Origin of the sequence: Caulobacter sp. CCG-8 (genome assembly GCF_037402475.1) — a bacterium.
Taxonomy (GTDB): Bacteria; Pseudomonadota; Alphaproteobacteria; order Caulobacterales; family Caulobacteraceae; genus Caulobacter.
In genome coordinates, this window is the sequence record NZ_JBBEUD010000029.1 from 17,417 (window position 1) to 37,350 (window position 19,934).

Below are 19,934 nucleotides of genomic sequence, written 5' to 3' on the forward strand. Positions count from 1 at the left end.
ACCTCTCGCGACGGTTCCTGGGGGTGATTTTGCAGCGTTTCGTCCGGTCCATCCTGTATCGACCCAGCGTCTGGGCGCTGTTCGCTTTGGCGCCGCTGGCCGCGTGCGGCGGCGGTGGCGGCGGGGGACCCTCGCCGGGCGTGGTCACGCCGCCCCCGCCTCCGCCACCCCCGCCGCCGCCTCCGCCGCCGCCCCCGCCGACCTACCCCACCTCCGGCAGCGCCGAGTACCAGCGCGGCTGGAACCTGGCGGCGATCCACGCCGACAGCGCCTACGCCAAGGGCGCGACCGGCCAGGGGATCACCGTGGCGGTGGTCGACTCGGGCGTGGACGCCAGCCAGGCCGACCTGGCCGGGGCGGTGTCGGCCGACTCCACCGACATCATCGGTCGCGGCCAGCTGGTCGGGTCCAGCCGCCACGGCACCCGCGTGGCCGACATCATCGCCGCGCGCTTCAACGGTTCGGGCACGATCGGGGTCGCCTACGCCTCGACCATCCTGTCGGTCCGGGCCGACGACAGCAGCGTGGCCACGGTCGGCTGTCCCGAGTGCGTGTTCGATTCCGACGACCTAGCCCGGGCGATCGAATACGCGGTGGCCAAGGGCGCCAGGGTGATCAACCTGTCGCTGGGCGGCGACGGACCCGAAGGGGCCCGGTTCGAGGGCGCCCTGGCCCGGGCTGTGGCCGCCGGGGTGGTGATCGCCGCCTCGTCGGGCAACGACGGCGCGGCGGAATCGTCCTGGCCGGCCCGCTACGCGGTGGACCCGCGCTACGCCGGCTCGGTGATCGCGGTCGGCGCCCTGACCCAGGCCGGGGTGATGGCCAGCTATTCCAACAAGGCCGGCTCGGCCGCCAACGGCTATCTGTCCGCGCCCGGCGACAGCATCGCGACCGAATGCGACAGCACCGGCTGCACGGTGGTCTCGGGCACCTCGTTCGCCGCGCCGCAGGTCTCCGGCGCCCTGGCCCTGCTGATGCAGGCCTTCCCCAACCTGTCGGGCCGCGACGCGGTCGACATCCTGCTGCGCACCGCCGCCGACCTGGGGACCACCGGCACCGACTCCACCTACGGCCGGGGCGGCCTGGACCTGGCCCGGGCCTTCGCGCCGGTGGGGACCAGCAGCCTGTCCCTGCCCGACGGCGAGACCGCGCCCCTGACCGGGCCCGGCGTCGGCGGCAATGTGGGCGCGGCGTTCGGCTCGGCCCTGCGGCGCGCCGACGGCCTGACGACGGTGATCCACGACGACTACAAGCGCCTGTTCTCGGTCAACCTAGCCGACGGCGTCCCCGGTCAGCGGCGCGGCGCCCTGCTGCAGCCGCCGCCGATCCAGGCCTCCAGCCAGGTGGTGCTGGGCGGGCCGGCCCTGGGCGGGCTGAACCTGGCGGTCTCGGTGGAGGGGCCGGTGTTCGACGAGCGCGCCCACGAGCCCGAGCCGTCCCTGACCCTGGGCCCCCAGCCGATGCGCTCGATGCGGGTGCAGGCGGCCTACGGGCGCCTCAGCTTCTCCAACTGGACCGGCGAGGGCGGGGCGGCCGCCCCGGCGGGCCTGGCCGGCCGCGACGCCTTCCAGACCATCGCCCAGCCCGACCGCAGCACCCAGGCCGCCCTGCGCCTGGGCCGCTTCGCCCTGCTGGCCGAGCAGGGCTCGGCCCATCCGCGCCGGCCGCTGCAGATCGCCGAGATCGAGGGCTCGTCGTACGCCTCGGCCACCGGCATGATGCAGGTCGGCGACGCCCTGTTCAGCCTGACGGGCGGGTCGCTGGACGAGCCCCTGGGCCCGCTGGGCTCGTTCCTGACGCCGGGCACGACCCTGGCCCTGCCGGCCCGGACCCGGTTCGGGGCGGCGGCGGTCGACGTCTATCCGCGTCCCGGCCTGTCGCTGCACGCCGACCTGTCGATCGGCCGCACGGGCGTGGAGGGCGGCCTGCTCTCGCTGGACCGCGCGATCAGCAGCGCCTGGCGGCTGGAGGCCGGGGCCGACTGCGCGCTGATCGGCTGGTCCTGCTCGCGCCTGACCTTGGGGATTTCCCAGCCCCTGCGCATCGAGAGCGGCAAGTTCCAGGCTGTCCTGGCCGACGTGCCCCTGGCCTATGACGACCCGATCACCTTCTCGACCCGCCGGTTCAGCGCCGCCCCCGACGGCCGCGAGCTGGACCTGACGGCGGGCGTCGAACACGCCTTCGGCCCGCTGCGCTCGCTGGTCCTGCGCACCAGCCTGGCCCTGCAGCCGGGGCACCAGGCCGACGCGGCGCCGGAAGTCGGGGCGATGGCGACCTGGCGGTCGCGGTTCTAAGAGCACCCTCTCTCTTTGAGAGAGGGAGGGGCCCGCCGCGAAGCGGTGGGAGGGTGAGAGGTTTCACCGCCGGCCGGAAAATCTCGATTCCTTCCGTTGCGCGGTCTTAAAGGGCGGAGCCAAGCTGTGCCTATGGACGCGATCGCCAACGCCCGCCGCCTTCGCCAGAGCCAGACCATGGCCGAAAAGGCGCTGTGGAAGCTCGTCCGCAATCGTCGGCTGGGCGGCTTCAGGTTCCTGCGGCAGGTTCCGATAGACCGCTACTTCGCCGATTTCGTCTGCGAGGCGGGCAGGCTGATCATCGAACTGGACGGCGCCGTTCACGAGGGGCGAGAGGACTACGACGAGCGCCGCACTGAGGCTCTGGAACTGTTCGGATACTTGGTCGTGAGGTTCCCCAATGATCGAGTGTTGGCCGATCCCGGCGGCGTCGGGGACGACATCCTGGCCGTGCTCCGTTCGGACAGGGTGTGAACCTCTCACCCTCCCACCGCCTTCGGCGGCGGGCCCCCCCCTCTCTCAAAGAGAGAGGGATCCAGATGCCGCCCCTTCCTTTCCGCCGCCTCATCGCTACAGTCCGCTCAAAACAAGTGTTTGAAGCGGAAGGAACGCCATGGCCCTGGACCTCGAGACCCGCGAGCAGCTGATCGACATGGTCCGCCGTTTCGTCGCCGAGCGGCTGCGCCCGATCGAGGCCAAGGTGGCCGAGGACGACGCCGTGCCGGCCGAGGTCGTCGAGGAGATGAAGGGCCTGGGCCTGTTCGGCCTGTCGATCCCCGAAGAGTTCGGCGGCCTGGGTCTGAACATGGAGGAGGAGTGCCTGGTCGGGATCGAGCTGGGCCGCGCCTCGCCGGCCTTCCGCTCGGTGTTCGGCACAAATGTCGGCATCGGCAGCCAGGGGCTGGTGATGTTCGGCACCGACGACCAGAAGGCCAAGTGGCTGCCCGGCATCGCCTCGGGCGAGATCGTCACCAGCTTCGCCCTGACCGAGCCCGAGGCCGGCTCCGACAGCGGCGCGGTCCAGACCCGCGCGACCCGCGACGGCGACGACTATGTGCTGAACGGCGGCAAGCGGTTCATCACCAACGCCGGCAAGGCCTCGCTGTTCACGGTGATGGCCCGCACCAATCCCGACGCCAAGGGCGGCTCGGGCGTCTCGGCCTTCCTGGTCCCGCGCGACCTGCCGGGCCTGGAGGTCTCCAAGCCCGAGAAGAAGATGGGCCAGCAGGGCGCCCACATCCACGACGTCTCCTTCGACAATGTCCGCGTGCCGGCCTGGAACCGCCTGGGCGAGGAGGGCGAGGGGTTCAAGGTGGCCATGCAGGTGCTGGACCGCGGACGGCTGCACATCTCGGCGGTCTGCGTGGGCGTGGCCGAGCGGCTGATCGCCGACTGCGTGGCCTACGCCTCCGAGCGCAAGCAGTTCGGCGCGCCCCTGGCCAGCTTCCAGATGGTCCAGGCGATGATCGCCGACAGCAAGACCGAGGCCCTGGCGGCCCGGGCCCTGGTCCTGGAGACCGCCCGGCTGCGCGACACCGGCGCGGGCGTGACCCTGGAGGCGGCGGCGGCCAAGCTGTTCGCCTCGGAAATGGTGGGCCGGGTCGCCGACCGGGCGGTGCAGATCTTCGGCGGGGCCGGCTATGTGGCCGACTACGGCATCGAGCGCCTGTACCGCGACGTGCGGATCTTCCGGATCTACGAGGGCGCCAGCGAGATCCAGAAACTGGTCATCGCCCGCGAGACGCTGAAGCGGGGCGGGTAAGGAGGGCCCGCGCGGCCGTATGTCGCGCGCCCGGCCCGCGATCCTAGTCAAACTGTTAACCATGTCGGCTCGATACGGGCCCCTTAGTCTGTAAGGGAATCCGCGTCATGAGCCGTGATACGTCGCTGAACGAGCGCCTCGCCTTCATGGAACTGGACCACGACGCGCGCGGCGCGCTGCGGTCGGTGGCGCCGGTGATCGACCGCGAGATCGGCTCGGCCCTGGACCGCTTCTACGGCAAGGTCCGCGCGACGCCGGAGACCCGCGCCTTCTTCGCCGACGCCCAGCAGATGGACCGGGCCAGCGCCCGCCAGCAGGGCTACTGGCGCTCGATCGCCCGCGCCGAGTTCGGCGACGACTACGGCAAGGCGGTCCGGACGGTCGGCGAGGTCCACGCCCGCATCGGCCTGGAGCCGCGCTGGTATATCGGCGGCTACGCCGTGATCGCCGACCAGCTGATGCGCGCGGTGGTCAAGGACCAGTGGCCCAAGGGCATGTTCGCGGGCGGCGGCGACGGCGGCGCCAAGACCGGGGCGGCGGTCTCGGCCCTGATGAAGGCCGTGATGCTGGACATGGACATCGCCATCTCGACCTATCTCGAGGCCCTGGACGCCAAGCGCCAGGCGCTGGAGGCGGAACGGGCCCGCGACGCGGCGAACCAGGGCGCGATCGTCGCGGCGCTGGGCGAGGCCCTGGCCCGCGTGGCGCGCGGCGACCTGACGGCCCGCGTCGGCGGCGAGGTGGCTTCGGAATTCCAGGCCCTGCAGTCCGACTTCAACAACGCCATGCGGATCATGGAGGAGGCGATGGGCCAGGTGGCGGGCGCCACCGAGGGCATCCGCCTGGGCGCCGACGAGATCGGCCACGCCGCCGACGACCTGTCGCGCCGCACCGAGCAGCAGGCGGCCAGCCTGGAACAGACCGCCGCGGCCCTCGACCAGATCACCGCCACGGTCCGCACCACGGCCAGCGGCGCCAAGCAGGCCTCGACCGTGATCGCCGCGGCCAAGACCGACGCCGAGCGTTCGGGCGAGGTGGTGGGCGACGCCGTCGCCGCCATGGGCCAGATCGAGACCTCGTCGCGCGAGATCGGCAAGATCCTGGGCGTGATCGACGAGATCGCCTTCCAGACCAACCTTCTGGCCTTGAACGCCGGGGTCGAGGCGGCCCGGGCCGGCGACGCCGGCCGCGGCTTCGCCGTCGTGGCCCAGGAAGTGCGGGCCCTAGCCCAGCGCTCGGCCGATGCGGCCAAGGAGATCGAGAACCTGATCTCGACCTCGACCCGCCAGGTCGAGCCGGCGTCAGCCTGGTCGGCCAGACCGGCGAGGCCCTGCGCGGCATCGTCGGCAAGGTGGCCGAGATCGACGACCTGGTCACCGGCATCGCCTCCTCGGCCCAGGAGCAGTCCACGGGCCTGCACCAGGTCAACATCGCCGTGAACCAGATGGACCAGGTCACCCAGCAGAACGCCGCCATGGTCGAGCAGACCACGGCCGCGACCCATTCGCTGAAGGGCCAGTCGGCTGAACTGGGCCGTCTTCTGGGCGGCTTCACCCTGTCGGGCGTCCGCCCGGCGGCGGTCCAGGCCCCGGTCGCCCGCCCCGCGTCGCCTGCGCCCGCGCCTCGCGCGGTCTCCCGCCCCGGCTCCACCGCCCCCCTGCGCCGGGCGTCCGGCGGAACCGCCGTGGCGGTGGACGAGGGGTGGCAGGAGTTCTGAGCTAGACGATTGACTCCCTCCCCCTTGTGGGGAGGGTGGACGCGAAGCGGACGGGGGGGGTCTGCTGACTCATCAAGCCCCACCCGACCCTGGCTCCGCCAGGGCCACCCTCCCCACGAGGGGGAGGGAAGGATCAAATAGACCCCAAACGCAAAACGCCCCCGCCGGCCTAGCCGGAGCGTCCCCTGTAAGGACGCTCCGACGGAGCCAGCGGAGGCGTATTAAGATCCCTGGAATAAGCCCAGGGAGCTTTTGAAAGCTTACGCGCCGCCCGGGAAGCGGAACGGAACCTTCACGGTGCCGGTCTTGGCGCCCATCGGCAGCTTTTCAGCGATGCACATGGCGGCCTTGTCGAAACCCTTGCCGGCGGCGCTGTTGTCGACGACCTTGCAGTCGGCCAGCTTACCGTCGGTGGCGGTGCATTCCAGCATCACCTGAGCGGCGTCGCGGGTGTTCGCGAATTGCTGCAGGCAACGGCCCATTTGGTCTTCGAAGCCGCCGGCCGCCGAGGCGGCTTGAGCGACGAAAAAGCTGCCAGCGATTCCCGCGGCAATAGCGATCGGATATTTCATCCCGCTGCTCCTAGTAGTGTTGTCTCGCCCTTCGGACGTCGCGTCGTCCGGACGCCTGAGCTTTTTCGCAGGTGCGAGTTAAAATATTCTGAGTCACCGAAAATTGTTTTATTTACTTATCGGTAACCACGGTTATTTGGCGAATACGTCGGTTTCACCTGAAACTAGACTCTGATTGCGGTCGCGATGACTCCGCGCCCGGACCCCGCCCGTCAGGAATGACTCACGCGCGCGCGCGGGCCTTTATCCCCGGGAGCCGGGGCGGGACGGGGAGGGCGCGGGAAATTGGGGGGTGCGACACCCCCTGCGGCAAACGCTCTTAACCAAAGTCAGGAACTATTAGGAATATACCGTGATGATCCCCCTCGACGTTGGCGATCCGTGCGCACGGTAACGCCGCAAGAGGGGACAAAACCGATGAAGCGCTTCCGGCTCGTCGATCTTCCGTTGATCATCAAAATCGGCTTCGCGCCGGCGTTCGCCCTGCTCATGCTGGCCCTCATGGCCGGCGGCTCGATCGTCGTGCAGAAGAGCCAGTCCGCAGCGCTCAAGCAGGTCGTCGAGAACGACATGCGCGAGAACATGGAGATCCAGGCGATCTCCAAGCGGATCTCGAACATCAACGGCGAGCTCTACACCGTGCTCACCCACAAGGCCGGCAACATCGAGGTCGAGAAGAACGACGCTCGCATGGCCGCGATCCTGACCGAGACCGATGCGCTCAAGAAGGACCTGACCGCTCTGAAGGGCAAGCTGCCCAAGGAAGAGCAGCCGAAGATCGCCGAGCTGATCAAGTCGCTCGACGAATGCCGCAGCGCCATCGACACGGTGAGCGGCATGATCGGCGTCGACTTCAACATGGCCGTCGGCTTCATCGCCCCGTTCGAAGAACAATACGCCAAGATGACCGGCCAGCTGGACGCGGTCGTCGCCACGGCCAACAAGCGCATCGCCACCGAGACGGCGAAGAAGCAGGCCGAGGCCACCGCGGCCATGAGCGCCACGATCGTCATGTCGCTGATCACGCTCTGCGCGGTCGCCGGCCTGGCCTTCATGACCGTCATGACCACCCGCAAGTCGATCGGCGACATCGCCGGCGCCACCGAGAAGCTGTCGAAGGGCGACAACGCCATCGACCTGGAGAAGATGACCCGCGGCGACGAGCTGGGCGCCATCGTCCGCTCGCTGAAGGTCTTCCGCGACAACCAGATCCACCTCGAGCAGATGCGCGCCGAGCAGGAGAAGTCGGCCGCCCTGACCGCCGACGAGCGTCGCGCCAAGGAAGAGGCTTCGGCCGCCGCCGCCCGCGAGAACGCCCTGGTGGTGTCGTCGCTGGCCGAGGCCCTGGAGCACCTGGCCAAGGGCGACCTGACCTTCCGCGTCAGCGCCGACTTCCCGGGCGACTACCGCAAGCTGAAGGACGACTTCAACGCCGCCATCACCCAGCTGCAGGAAACCATCAAGGTCATCGCGGCCTCGACGGACGGCCTGCGCACCGGCGCCGACGAGATCGCCCACGCCTCGGACGACCTGTCGCGCCGCACCGAGCAGCAGGCCGCCTCGCTTGAAGAGACCGCCGCCGCCCTGGACGAACTGACCGCCACCGTGCGCCGCACGGCCGGCGGCGCCAAGCAGGCCTCGGAAGTGGTCGCCAGCACCCGCGGCGAAGCCCAGCATTCGGGCCAGGTCGTGCACGAGGCCGTCTCGGCCATGGGCGCGATCGAGGACTCGTCCAAGCAGATCAACCAGATCATCGGCGTCATCGACGAGATCGCCTTCCAGACCAACCTGCTGGCCCTGAACGCCGGCGTCGAAGCCGCCCGGGCGGGTGACGCGGGCCGCGGCTTCGCGGTCGTCGCCCAGGAAGTCCGGGCCCTGGCCCAGCGCTCGGCCGAAGCCGCCAAGGAGATCAAGACCCTGATCTCGTCCTCGACCCAGCAGGTCAGCCAAGGCGTCAGCCTGGTCGGCCAGACCGGCGAGGCCCTGCAGCGGATCGTGGTCAAGGTCGGCGAGATCGACGCCCTGGTCACCGAGATCGCCGCCTCGGCCGCCGAACAGGCGACCGGCCTCAACGAAGTGAACACCGCCGTCAACCAGATGGACCAGGTGACCCAGCAGAACGCCGCCATGGTCGAGGAATCGACCGCCGCCACCCACTCGCTGAAGGGCGAGACCGGCGAGCTGGTGCGCCTGATCGGTCGCTTCCGGGTCGGCGACGGCCGCCAGCAGACGGCCGCCTACGAGCGTCCGCAGGCGGCCGACCCGGCCGTGCACACCCCCGCCGCCAATCCGGTGGCTGAACAGCGCGCCCGCCTCAACGCCTTCGCCCGTCCCGGACGCGGCGGCGCGGCGACGGCGGCCGCCCCCGCCGCCGACGGTTGGGAGGAGTTTTGATGTCGACCGCGATCGCCCTGCCCGAAACCCTTGATCTGAAGGCTTCGGGTCCGCTCAAGCAGGCGTTCGTCGAACGCCGCGGCCAGGACATCGAGATCCATGCGGACCAGGTCCGTCGCCTCGGCGGCCTGTGCCTGCAGGTCCTGCTGGCCGCCCGCAAGGCCTGGGCCGAGGACGGCAAACCCTTTTCGATCACCGCGCCTTCCGAGGCGTTCGTGGAAACCATCCGTCTGTTCGGGGCCGAAGGGGCCCTGCTGCAGACCGAACTTCAAGGAGCTGCATCGTGACGCGTACTGTCCTCACGGTCGATGACTCGCGCACGATGCGGGACATGCTGCGCATGGCCCTCGCCGGAGCCGGGTTCAACGTCGTCGAAGCCGTCGACGGCGAACACGGGCTGGAAGTGCTGTCCGCCCATCGTCCGGACGTGATCATCACCGACATCAACATGCCCAAGCTGGACGGCTTCGGCTTCATCGAGGCCGTGCGGGTCGACGACGACTACCGCGCGATCCCGATCCTGGTGCTGACCACGGAAAGCGATCCCAGCAAGAAGCAACGGGCTCGGGAAGCCGGCGCGACGGGCTGGATCGTCAAGCCGTTCAATCCTGAGAAGCTCGTTGAGGCGATCCGCCGCGTCGCGGCCTGATGAATCAAGTGCTCTAGGTACTGAAATACCTTTGTAGGAAGTCGGGGAATGGACGAGCTAGAGGCCATCAAGGTCACCTTCTTTCAGGAATGCGAGGAACTGCTCGCGGATCTTGAAGGCGGGCTCTTGGCCATGCAGGACGGGAACGACGACGGCGACACCGTCAACGCCGTGTTCCGGGCCGTGCACTCGATCAAGGGCGGCGCGGGCGCGTTCGGCTTGGAGCCGCTGGTGCGCTTCGCCCACGTGTTCGAGACGCTGCTGGACGCGCTGCGGTCGAACGAGATCCCCGGCACGCCGGACCTGACCGCCCTGCTGCTGCGCGCTTCGGACGTGCTGGCCGACCACGTCAGCGCCGCCCGCGGCCTGGGCGTCGTCGACATGGACGCCTCGGCCGCCATGGCCGCCGAGCTGAAGATCGCCACCGATCCCAACGCCGCGCCCGCCCCGGCCGCCGCCGCCCCGGCGGAGGAAGCCCCGGCTCCGGCCCCGGCCTATGTGGACGCCGCCGCCCCGATCGTCATCGGCGCCGAAGACGGCCTGGACGACGACGACCTGGGCTTCGACTTCCAGCCCATGACCATCACCCTCGACGCCCAGGCCGCCGACGCGGCCGTGCTCGACGGCAACGTCTGGACGGTGTCGATCCGTCCGAAGTCGGACCTGTACCGCAAGGCCAACGAGACGGCCCTGCTGCTGCGCGAACTGAGCCGCCTGGGCCCGATCCAGGCGGCCCTGGACGACAGCGCCATGCCGGCCCTGGAATTCCTCGACCCCGAAGCCGCCTACGTCACCTGGAGCGTGCGGGTCGAGACCGACCAGGGCGAAGAGGCCATCCGCGAAGTCTTCGAATTCGTCGACGGCGACTGCGACCTGGAGATCGTCCGCGGCGAGGCCCCCGTGGCCGACGTGCTGGCGACCCTGCTGGATGTCGCCGCCCCGGCGCCGGAACCGGTCCTCGAAGCCGCGCCGCTCGAGATCGTCGCCGAGGCCCCCGTGGCCGAAATCGTGGTCGAAGCCCCCGTCGAAGCCCCGGCTCCGGTGGTCGAGGCCGCCGCGCCCGCCCCGGCCCCCGTCTCGGCCCCGGCTCCCGCCGCCCCGCCGGTCGCGGCCAACGCCCCGGCCGCCGCCGCCAAGCCCGCCCAGATCGACGTCCCCGGTCCCGGCCAGTCGGTGATCCGCGTCGATCCCGAGCGCATCGACCGCCTGATCGACCTGGTCGGCGAGCTGGTCATCAACCAGGCCATGCTGGCGCAGCGCGTCGGCGAATACGGCATCGCCCCGTCCTCGAACCTGGCCATGGGTCTGGATGAGCTGGAACAGCTCACCCGCGAGATCCAGGACAGCGTCATGGCCATCCGCGCCCAGCCGGTGAAGTCGGTGTTCCAGCGCATGCCGCGCCTGGTCCGCGAAGTCGCCAACATGACGGGCAAGCAGGCCCGCCTGGTGATGGACGGCGAGAACACCGAGGTCGACAAGACGGTCATCGAGCGTCTGGCCGACCCGATCACCCACATGCTGCGCAACGCCATCGACCACGGGCTGGAAAGCCCCGAGGAGCGCAAGGCGGCCGGCAAGAACCCGGAAGGCGTCGTGCGCCTGGCCGCCCTGCACCGCAGCGGCCGGATCGTCATCGAGGTCCAGGACGACGGCAAGGGCATCAACCGCGAGCGGGTCCACTCGATCGCGGTCAAGAAGGGCCTGATCTCGCCGGACCTGCAGCTGACCGACGAAGAGATCGACAACCTGATCTTCCTCCCCGGCTTCTCGACCGCGGACAAGATCTCGGACGTGTCCGGCCGCGGCGTCGGCATGGACGTGGTCAAGCGCTCGGTCCAGGCCCTGGGCGGCCGGATCTCGATCGCCTCGCGTCCGGGCCAGGGCTCGACCTTCACCCTCAGCCTGCCGCTGACCCTGGCCGTCCTGGACGGCATGGTGGTCGACGTCGCCGGCGAGACCCTGGTCATCCCGCTGGCCTGCATCGTCGAGAGCCTGCGCCCGAAGGCCGAGGAAATCCGGCCCCTGGGCCCGGTCGGCTCGGTGCTGGCCGTTCGCGACAGCTTCGTGCCGCTGATCGACGTGGGCCTGACCCTGAACTACCGCGAGCATTCGCCCGCCGCGACCGAGGGCGTGGTCCTGCTGGTCGAGGGCGAGGACGGCTCGCGCGCCGCCCTGGTGGCCGACGCCATCCACGGCCAGCGCCAGGTGGTCATCAAGTCGCTCGAGCAGAACTACCAGCAGGTCGAGGGCGTCGCCGCCGCGACCATCCTGGGCGACGGCCGGGTGGCCCTGATCCTCGACGTCGACGCGGTGATCAACCTGCGCCGCCGCGAACCGCCTCGCCCCGCCGATCCCACCCTCATCGCCGCGGAATAGCCCGATGACCGAAGCCAACACCCAAGCCAGCAACGAAACCCGCGAACTGATCTCCTTCCGCGTCGGCGAGCAGGAGTACTGCGTGGACATCATGGCCGTCCGCGAGATCCGCGGCTGGAGCCCGGCCACCACCCTGCCGCAGTCGCCCGTCTACATGCGCGGCGTGATCAACCTGCGCGGCGCGGTCCTGCCGATCATGGACCTGGCGGCCCGCATCGGCATGCAGACCACCGAGCCGAACGTGCGCAGCGTGTTCATCGTGGTCCAGGCCGACAGCCGCACCGTGGGCCTGCTGGTCGACGCGGTGTCCGACATCCTGTCGATCACCGACGACATGTGCCAGCCGACCCCGGACATCGCCTGCGAGAACGTCCGTCACTTCGTGAAGGGCATCATTTCCATCGAAGGGCGGATGATCAGCGAGATCTCGCTGGACCGCCTGCTCCCCGAGCGCGAGGCCCTGGCCGCTTAGATGACCTCTTCCTCGATCTCATCCCGCGAGGCCCTGGTCGACGGCGAATTCGCCTTCACCAGCGCCGACTTCAAGCGGATCGCGGCCCTGCTCTACGATCAGGCGGGCATCAGCCTGCCCGACAGCAAGGCCACACTCGTCTATTCGCGCCTGGCCAAGCGCCTGCGCACCCTGGGCCTGAAGACCTTCGCCGAGTACTGCACGTTCGTCGCGCAGGACGGCAATGTCGACGAGCAGCAGCACATGCTGCGGGCCCTGACGACCAACGTCACCCGGTTCTTCCGCGAGCCGCACCACTTCGACGACCTGCGCGCCAACATCCTGGAGCCCATGGCCGACAAGGTGCGGGCCGGCGGGCGCCTGCGCCTGTGGTCGGCGGCCTGCTCGTCGGGCCAGGAACCCTATTCGATGGCCTTCACGGTGCTGTCGGTGTGGCCGAACGCCGCCGATCTGGACATCCGGATCCTGGGCACGGACATCGACACCAACGTGCTGGCCACCGGCCGGACCGCCGTCTACGAGGAGGCCCTTCTCGAGGGCATCCCGGCCAACATGCGCAACCAGTATTTCGAGCGTGACGCCAGCGACCGCCGCAGCTTCCGGGTCTGCGAGGCCGCCCGCCAGATGGTGGCGTTCCGCGAGCTGAACCTGAACGGCCCCAGCTGGCCGATGAAGGGTCCGTTCGACGCGATCTTCTGCCGCAACGTGGTGATCTATTTCGACGAGCCCACCCAGGAGCGGGTCTGGCAGCGCTTCGCGCCGCTGGTGTCGCCGGGCGGCAAGCTCTATGTCGGCCACTCCGAACGCGTGGGCGCGTCGGTCACGGCGTTCGAGAGCGCCGGCCTGACCGCCTATCGCAAGGTGGGAGGTCGCTGATGGCCAGGATCCGCGTTCTCGTCGTCGACGACTCCGCCACCATGCGCGGCCTGATCACGGCCGCCCTGACCCGCGATCCCGAGATCGAGGTGGTCGGCGCCGCCGGCGACCCGTTCGAGGCCCGGGGCATGATCAAGGCCCTGAATCCCGACGTCGTCACCCTCGACATCGAGATGCCGAACATGAACGGCATCGAGTTCCTCGAGAAGATCATGCGCCTGCGGCCGATGCCGGTGGTCATGGTCTCCAGCCTGACCCAGGCCGGGGCCGAGATGACCCTGCGCGCGCTGGAGCTGGGCGCGGTGGACTGCGTGGGCAAGCCCACGACCGCCACCGGCACCGCCGAGGCCCTCCAGGAGGTGACCGAGAAGGTCAAGGCCGCCGCCCGCGCTTCGGTGCGGACCAAGGCCGACGCCGCTCCGGCCGCCGCCCGCCGCCAGAACTACCTGCCCTCGGGCGACATCGTGGCGATCGGCTCGTCGACCGGCGGGGTGGAAGCCCTGCTGACGATCCTGAGCCAGTTCCCCGAGACCGGCCCGCCGACGGTGATCACCCAGCACATGCCGGCCACCTTCACGGCCAGCTTCGCCGCCCGCCTCGACCGCGCCAGCGGCGCCAAGGTGCAGGAAGCCGTCGACGGCGCCCTGCTGGAGCCGGGCAAGGTCTATGTCGCCCCGGGCGGCGCGACCCACCTGGAAGTCGTCCGCTCGGCCGGGCTGCGCTGCCGCCTGGTGCAGGGCGACCCCGTCAGCGGACACCGTCCCTCGGTCGACGTGCTCTTCAACTCGGTGGCCCAGGCCGTCGGGGACAAGGCGGTCGGCGCCATCCTGACCGGCATGGGCCGCGACGGCGCGCAGGGCCTGCTGGCCATGCGCAAGGCCGGCGCCAAGACGGTCGGCCAGGACGAGGCCAGTTGCGTCGTCTACGGCATGCCTCGTACGGCTTTTGAACTCGGCGCGGTGGAGAAGCAGGTTCCCCTGTCCTCCATGGGCCAAACCATCCTCGATCTGGCCTCCGCGAGGCGATGAACCCATGCCCCAAGCAAGCACCATTTCCGTTCTCGTCGTCGATGACCAGCTGACCATGCGGGCGCTGATCCGCAATGCGTTGCAGCAGATCGGGTTCAAGGACATCCGCGAGGCCCCGGACGGCGAAGAGGCTCTCAAGAACCTCCTGGCCAAGCCGGCCAACCTGGTCATCTCGGACTTCAACATGCCCAAGATGGACGGGCTGGCCCTGCTGCGCGCCGTGCGCTCGCACCCGCCGATCCGCCAGACCGCCTTCGTCATGCTGACGGGCCGCGCCGACCGCGAACTGGTCCAGCGCGCCGTGCAGTTCGGAGTCAACAACTACTGCGTCAAGCCGTTCACCGTTCAGGGCCTGAAGGAAAAGATCGAACAGGTCTTTGGCCAGCTGACATGATCGGACGGGACCCTCACCCAGACGACGCCTCCGGCCCGGCGGTCAAGGTCCACGTCACGCAAGGCGAAAGCCACGTGTCGTCGGACCCGAACGTGGTCATGACCACGGTGCTCGGCTCGTGCATCGCCGCGTGCCTGCGCGATCCGACGACCGGCATCGGCGGCATGAACCACTTCCTGCTGCCCGACGCGGGCGACCGCGGCAAGGACGGCGGCGACGCCGTGCGCTACGGCGCCTTCGCCATGGAACTGCTGATCAACGGCCTCTTGAAGAAGGGCGCGCGCCGCGACCGTCTGGAAGCCAAGATCTTCGGCGGCGGCAAGCTGTTCGACGGCCTTTCGGACGTCGGCGCCAGCAACGCCGCCTTCGCCGAGCGTTTCCTGCGCGACGAAGGCATCCCGATCGTCTCGTCCAGCACGGGCGGGCTGTCGGCGCGCCGCGTCGAGTTCTGGCCGGCGTCCGGCCGGGTCCGCCAGCGCCTGGTCGCTGTCGACAACGCCCCGCAGGACGTCCGTCGTCCCACGCCCGCTCCGATGCCTGCCGTGTCCAGCGGCGATGTGGATCTGTTCTGACGCCCATGACCGCACAGCCGCTCGCCACCAACGACGCCGACGACACCCGCGGGCAGCTGCCCGTGGGCGAGCTTTCGCGTCGGCTGGCGGCGGAGCTGATGGCGGCCGCGGCGATCTGCCGGGACTGCGAGCACATCGCCGGCGACCTGGCGACGGGCGGCGCGGCGCTGGAGAACCTGTCGCGGCTGCAGGCCCTGGATGAGCTGAGCCAGCGCCTGCACGGCCTGTCGGACGTCCTGGCCCGCATCGGCCAGCACGCCTCGGGCGAGTGGAGCATGGCCGTCGAGCCCCTGCTCGAAGGCCTGGGCCTGGCCGACTTGGTGGGCCGCCTGCGCGACGCCCAGGACCACGCGGGCTGGACCGCCGAGGCCGGCGAGCTCGACTTCTTCTAGACCCAGGTTCCAGCCCATGCGCGAACCGCTCCACGCCTCGACGCGGATCAACCTCGAAAAGGTCGAGGTGCTGCTGGTCGACGACAGCGCCCCATCGCTGAACCTGCTGTCCCAGGTGCTGCTGGGCTTCGGGGTCGGCAACCTGACGCGGGCCGACAGCGCCAAGTCCGCCCAGACCCTGCTGCGCGAACGCACCTTCGACCTGGTCATCAGCGCCACCAACATGGCCGGGGTCGACGGCTACGAGCTGGTCAAGTGGCTGCGCCGCGGCGCCCTGGAGGCCAATCGCTACCTGGCCGTGATCCTGGTCTCCGGCCACACCCCGCCGTCGCACGTGTTCAAGGCGCGCGACGCCGGCGCCAACTTCACGATCGCCAAGCCGATCACCCCCAAGATCGTGCTGGAGCGCATCCTGTGGGCGGCCAAGGAAGACCGGCAGTTCATCGAGTGCGAGACGTATCTCGGTCCCGACCGGCGGTTCAAGAACGACGGTCCCCCCAACGGCGCCAAGGGGCGTCGTCGCGAGGACCCCCCGCAAGCCTTGCGTCCGCCCGGCGCCCAATCCGCCTCTTCGGGGGCCCTGGAGTCGCCCGACTCCGAGAAAGCCAAGTCATGACCGTCGCCCGCAAGTTCCGCGCTCCCAACCGCCTGTCGATGCTGGCCCGGGCCAACGGCGGCATGATGGCCAAGGACGCCCTGGCGGCCGCCGACGCGGCGCTGGAGCCGCTGCGCGCCGAGTCGCTGGCGGTGCTGGACGCCGCCCTGGCCGAGATCGACAGCCGGTTCGGCAAGCCGGCCGCGGCTACCCGCGGCGACGGCGCCTTCCAGGACCTCTACACCCTGGCGCTGCGCATCATCGACGTGTCGGGCTTCCTGCCGGGCTCGTGCGTGGACCAGGCGGCGATCTCGTTCTGCGCCTTGGTCGACACCTGCTCGGAGGCCGGCGCGTGGCGCTGGGAGGCCATCGACGTGCACATCAATTCGCTACGCCTGCTGCGCACGGCCGACCTGAACCCCGACCAGCGCCGCGCGGTGATCGACGGGCTCAACAAGGTCAGCCAACGGCGCATCGAGGACCTCTGAGAGGGCAGGGGACCTATAACAAGCTTGGCTGGGTTGTGACCGAAACGACACGATTGCGACGCCGCTACGTTTCGCCACGCTTCAGCCATCTTGTGAACGGCGGTTTCATTTGATACCGCTTGCATTGCTACCGGTGTCAGGACAACACCTCACAAAGGTGTGACACCGGTGTCAAAAATGACGGCCCTCGAGGGCGGCCGCGCGGGAAGGAAGCGCGGACGTGTTCTAGGCCGGGCGGCGCGGAAGCGCCGTTCAGAAGAATGTGGTCACGGGAGGAGGATACATTGTCCCAGGTTTCCAAGACGCGCATCCGCGCGCTCAAACTCGGCGCCTCCGGCGGCGCCATGCTGATGGCTATGGCCATGGCCGGTGCTGCCGCGGCGCAAGACGCGCCCGCCGCCGCCCCCGCCGCCCAGCCGGAAGACAACGCCGTCGAAGCGGTTGTCGTCACCGGCTTCCGCGCCTCGCTGGCCAACGCCCTGGACATCAAGCGTCGTGAAAACGACCTGGTCGATGTCATCAAGGCGCAGGACATCGCCGACTTCCCCGACCTGAACCTGGCCGAGTCGCTGCAGCGCGTGCCGGGCGTGTCGATCGACCGCGACGGCGGCGAAGGCCGCACCATCACCGTCCGCGGCCTGGGCCCCGACTTCACCGTCGTGCGCCTGAACGGCCTGGAAGCCCTGGCCACCACCGGCGGCAAGGACAGCTCGGGCGGCGCCAACCGCGGCCGCCAGTTCGACTTCTCGATCTTCGCCTCGGAACTGTTCAACAGCGTCACCGTGCGCAAGTCGACCTCGGCCTCGAACGAGGAGGGCTCTCTGGGCGCCATCATCGACCTGCAGGCCGCGCGTCCGTTCGACTTCAGCGGCCCGGCCATGAGCATGGGCGCCAAGATCGGCTGGAACGACCTGTCGCGCGAGAACGATCCGCGCTTCACCTTCCTGGCCAGCAACCGCTGGGACACCGGCATCGGTGAGATCGGCGCCCTGATCTCGGTGGCCTACGCCGAGCGCAAGACGCTGGAAGAAGGCTCGTCGACCGGCCGCTGGGAAAACCCGTCGGTCGCCTTCAACTCGTCGACCGCGTTCCCCTGCACGGGCGCGGCCTACAACCCGGTCAGCGGTCCGCCCCTGACCTGCTCGCAGATCGGCACCGTCGTCGGCGGCACCAGCCCAACCACCCCGGCCGCGACTGGCACCGCCAACAACCTGTGGCACCCGCGCATCCCGCGCTACGGCCGCCTGCAGTACGACCAGAAGCGCCTGGGCCTGACCGGTTCGCTGCAATGGCGCCCGACCGAGAACTCGACCCTGAGCCTCGACGCGCTGGTGGCCAACTTCACCAACAACCGCGACGAAACCTATCTGGAAGTCATCTCGTTCAGCCGCAGCGGCGCGGGCATGCCCCAGACCGACGTGGTCAACTTCCAGGCCGACGACAAGGGCCACCTGATCAAGGGCACGTTCGACGACGTCGACGCCCGCGTCGAGTACCGCCACGACGACCTGAAGACCGAGTTCAACCAGTTCACCCTGACCTACGACACCAAGTTCGGTGAAGCCGGTCACCTGAACGTGGTCTACGGCCAGTCGCGCTCGATCCAGGACAACCCGGTCCAGACGACCTTCTCGTTCGATCGCTACAACAGCGACAACTACAGCTACGACTATTCGGCCAACGACAAGCTGCCCAACTTCAACTACGGCTTCGACCCGACCAATCCGGCCAACTTCGTCTACAGCCCCAGCAACGCCAACGGCGACCCGTCGCTGCTGCGCATGCGTCCCAGCAAGGCGGTCAACACCTTCAAGACCTTCCGGGCCGACGTCGACTACCAGATCCTGGACGGCTTCAAGCTGCGCTACGGCGGCGACTACAAGGAATACGGCTTCTCCTCGTGGGAGCAGCGCCTGTACTCGCGCAACCTGGCCACCACCGGCACCACCTTCACCGCCGAAGCGGCCTACGGCCTGCCGGCCGGCGTCACCGTGGCCGACGTCTCGCGCCTGATCACCGGCTTCGGCCGCGGTCTGGACCTGCCGTCGGGCGTGCCGACCTCGTGGATCGCGCCCGACCTGGACAAGCTGTCGAAGGTCCTCGACTACAACTGTAACTGCATCAACCAGTACGGCGACTTCCGCCTCAGCGTCCTGAACCAGCTGGGCGCCCTGCGCGAGATCACCGAGAAGGACACCGCCTTCTACCTGCAAGGCGACTTCGACTACGACATCTTCAACATCCCGGTGCGCGGCAACTTCGGCGTGCGCCAGGTGAAGACCGAGCAGTCGGCGACCGGCCACTACAACTCCGGCAACAAGACGGTGGCGGTCACCACCCCGTTCGGCGTCATCTCCGAACAGGTGGCCACGGACGCCGTCCAGACGGTGGACCGCGAGTACACCAACACCCTGCCGTCGCTGAACATCTCGGCCCAGCCGATGGAGAACCTCTTCATCCGCTTCGCGGCCGCCAAGGTGATGACGCGTCCGCAGCTGCCGAACCTGACCCCTGGCTTCACCGCCATGAGCCAGAGCAACCAGACCCTGACGCGCGGCAATCCGGACCTCAATCCGATGCTGGCGAACAACCTGGACCTGAGCTTCGAGTGGTATCCGGACAAGGAAACCCTGTTCTCGGCCGGCTTCTTCCAGAAGGACATCAAGTCCTACATCCAGCAGACCGCCGAGGTCATGACCTGGGCCGAGACGGGCCTGCCCGACAGCCTGCTGAGCAACGGCAACACCGCGGCGACCGAGTTCACGGTGACGACGAACGTCAACAGCCCGGGCGGCAAGCTGAAAGGCTTCGAACTGAGCGCCCAGCGCCCGTTCACCTTCCTGCCGGCTCCGTTCGACAAGTTCGGCGCGATCCTGAACTACACCCACGTCAAGAGCGACATCGCCTACATCATCAAGTCGCCGACCTACACCGCTCCGGGCGTGACGCCGCGCGTGCAGACCGCTCCGGCCGTGCTGGTCACCCAGCCGCTGGTCAACCTGTCGCCGGACGCCTTCAACGCCACGCTCTACTACGAAAACGGGCCGTTCAAGGCGCGTGTCTCGGGTTCGTATCGCGACCAGTACCTGATCCAGGTGGCCCCCTCGGCCACCAACAACAACGACGTGCGGATCAAGGAAGAGACCTTCAACCTCGACGGTCAGGTCAGCTACGAATTCAACAAGTTCACGGTCACCTTCGAGGCGATCAACCTGACCGACCAGGAAGACAGCAAGGTCGACGACTCCACCCGACTGAGCTCGGAAGAGTACGTTCACTACGGCCGTCAGTTCTATCTGGGCGTGAAGTACAAGTTCTAGGTCGCATTCCTCCCCGAAACGACCAAAGGGCGC

At 69.0% G+C, this 19,934-nt stretch carries 17 protein-coding genes and 1 pseudogene; 17 read left to right on the forward strand and 1 reads right to left on the reverse strand.

What is annotated here, in order from left to right; genetic code table 11:
• The first annotated feature begins 23 nt into the window (after positions 1 to 23).
• The 4 genes and pseudogenes from WAE60_RS21890 to WAE60_RS21905 all read left to right on the forward strand — a co-directional run bounded on the left by WAE60_RS21890 (position 24) and on the right by WAE60_RS21905 (position 5,773).
• Positions 24 to 2,294, forward strand: coding sequence for a S8 family peptidase (locus tag WAE60_RS21890; RefSeq protein WP_337688754.1), 2,271 nt, complete (start codon positions 24 to 26; stop codon positions 2,292 to 2,294).
• Positions 2,295 to 2,426: 132 nt separating this feature from the next.
• Positions 2,427 to 2,768 (forward strand): endonuclease domain-containing protein, encoded by a 342-nt coding sequence (locus WAE60_RS21895; RefSeq protein WP_029911273.1) that lies wholly within the window; start codon positions 2,427 to 2,429, stop codon positions 2,766 to 2,768.
• A 139-nt stretch (positions 2,769 to 2,907) separates the two neighbouring features.
• Positions 2,908 to 4,056, forward strand: a complete 1,149-nt coding sequence (locus WAE60_RS21900; protein WP_337688756.1) for an acyl-CoA dehydrogenase family protein — start codon at positions 2,908 to 2,910, stop codon at positions 4,054 to 4,056.
• 107 nt (positions 4,057 to 4,163) lie between these two features.
• Positions 4,164 to 5,773 (forward strand): annotated as a pseudogene (locus WAE60_RS21905) (methyl-accepting chemotaxis protein).
• A gap of 260 nt (positions 5,774 to 6,033) precedes the next feature.
• Here the strand turns inward: WAE60_RS21905 and WAE60_RS21910 are convergent.
• The gene (locus tag WAE60_RS21910) at positions 6,034 to 6,345 is read right to left on the reverse strand and encodes a hypothetical protein (protein ID WP_029911285.1); all 312 of its coding nucleotides are present in this window, start codon (positions 6,343 to 6,345) and stop codon (positions 6,034 to 6,036) included.
• A 417-nt stretch (positions 6,346 to 6,762) separates the two neighbouring features.
• Here WAE60_RS21910 and WAE60_RS21915 point away from each other — a divergent pair, with 417 nt between their 5' ends.
• The 13 genes from WAE60_RS21915 (at position 6,763) to WAE60_RS21975 (ending at position 19,901) form a co-directional block, all read left to right on the forward strand.
• Positions 6,763 to 8,739: a methyl-accepting chemotaxis protein gene (locus tag WAE60_RS21915; protein WP_029911288.1), complete on the forward strand. Its 1,977-nt coding sequence runs from the start codon at positions 6,763 to 6,765 to the stop codon at positions 8,737 to 8,739.
• A complete protein-coding gene (locus tag WAE60_RS21920; protein ID WP_029911291.1) occupies positions 8,739 to 9,026 on the forward strand; it encodes an STAS domain-containing protein in 288 nt (95 codons plus the stop codon). Before WAE60_RS21915 ends, WAE60_RS21920 begins: the two co-directional genes overlap by 1 nt.
• Positions 9,023 to 9,388: a response regulator gene (locus WAE60_RS21925; RefSeq protein ID WP_028038734.1), complete on the forward strand. Its 366-nt coding sequence runs from the start codon at positions 9,023 to 9,025 to the stop codon at positions 9,386 to 9,388. Before WAE60_RS21920 ends, WAE60_RS21925 begins: the two co-directional genes overlap by 4 nt.
• A gap of 48 nt (positions 9,389 to 9,436) precedes the next feature.
• Complete coding sequence (locus tag WAE60_RS21930; protein ID WP_337688770.1) at positions 9,437 to 11,764, forward strand: chemotaxis protein CheA; 2,328 nt, start codon at positions 9,437 to 9,439, stop codon at positions 11,762 to 11,764.
• A gap of 4 nt (positions 11,765 to 11,768) precedes the next feature.
• A complete protein-coding gene (locus WAE60_RS21935; protein WP_029911297.1) occupies positions 11,769 to 12,236 on the forward strand; it encodes a chemotaxis protein CheW in 468 nt (155 codons plus the stop codon).
• Positions 12,237 to 13,112, forward strand: a complete 876-nt coding sequence (locus WAE60_RS21940; protein WP_029911300.1) for a protein-glutamate O-methyltransferase CheR — start codon at positions 12,237 to 12,239, stop codon at positions 13,110 to 13,112. It begins immediately after the preceding gene.
• A complete protein-coding gene (locus WAE60_RS21945) occupies positions 13,112 to 14,140 on the forward strand; it encodes a chemotaxis response regulator protein-glutamate methylesterase (RefSeq protein ID WP_029911301.1) in 1,029 nt (342 codons plus the stop codon). The genes WAE60_RS21940 and WAE60_RS21945 overlap by 1 nt, the downstream gene beginning before the upstream one ends.
• Positions 14,141 to 14,144: 4 nt before the next feature.
• A complete protein-coding gene (locus WAE60_RS21950; RefSeq protein ID WP_010918325.1) occupies positions 14,145 to 14,534 on the forward strand; it encodes a response regulator in 390 nt (129 codons plus the stop codon).
• Positions 14,531 to 15,106: a chemotaxis protein CheD gene (locus WAE60_RS21955; RefSeq protein ID WP_337688798.1), complete on the forward strand. Its 576-nt coding sequence runs from the start codon at positions 14,531 to 14,533 to the stop codon at positions 15,104 to 15,106. Before WAE60_RS21950 ends, WAE60_RS21955 begins: the two co-directional genes overlap by 4 nt.
• Positions 15,107 to 15,111: 5 nt before the next feature.
• On the forward strand, positions 15,112 to 15,498 hold the full coding sequence (locus tag WAE60_RS21960) for a hypothetical protein (RefSeq protein ID WP_029911306.1): 387 nt from the start codon (positions 15,112 to 15,114) through the stop codon (positions 15,496 to 15,498).
• Between the two features lie 16 nt (positions 15,499 to 15,514).
• On the forward strand, positions 15,515 to 16,114 hold the full coding sequence (locus WAE60_RS21965) for a response regulator (protein WP_337688800.1): 600 nt from the start codon (positions 15,515 to 15,517) through the stop codon (positions 16,112 to 16,114).
• Positions 16,111 to 16,581: a hypothetical protein gene (locus WAE60_RS21970; RefSeq protein ID WP_029911310.1), complete on the forward strand. Its 471-nt coding sequence runs from the start codon at positions 16,111 to 16,113 to the stop codon at positions 16,579 to 16,581. The genes WAE60_RS21965 and WAE60_RS21970 overlap by 4 nt, the downstream gene beginning before the upstream one ends.
• 284 nt (positions 16,582 to 16,865) lie before the next feature.
• On the forward strand, positions 16,866 to 19,901 hold the full coding sequence (locus tag WAE60_RS21975; RefSeq protein ID WP_029911312.1) for a TonB-dependent receptor: 3,036 nt from the start codon (positions 16,866 to 16,868) through the stop codon (positions 19,899 to 19,901).
• Positions 19,902 to 19,934 lie beyond the last annotated feature (33 nt).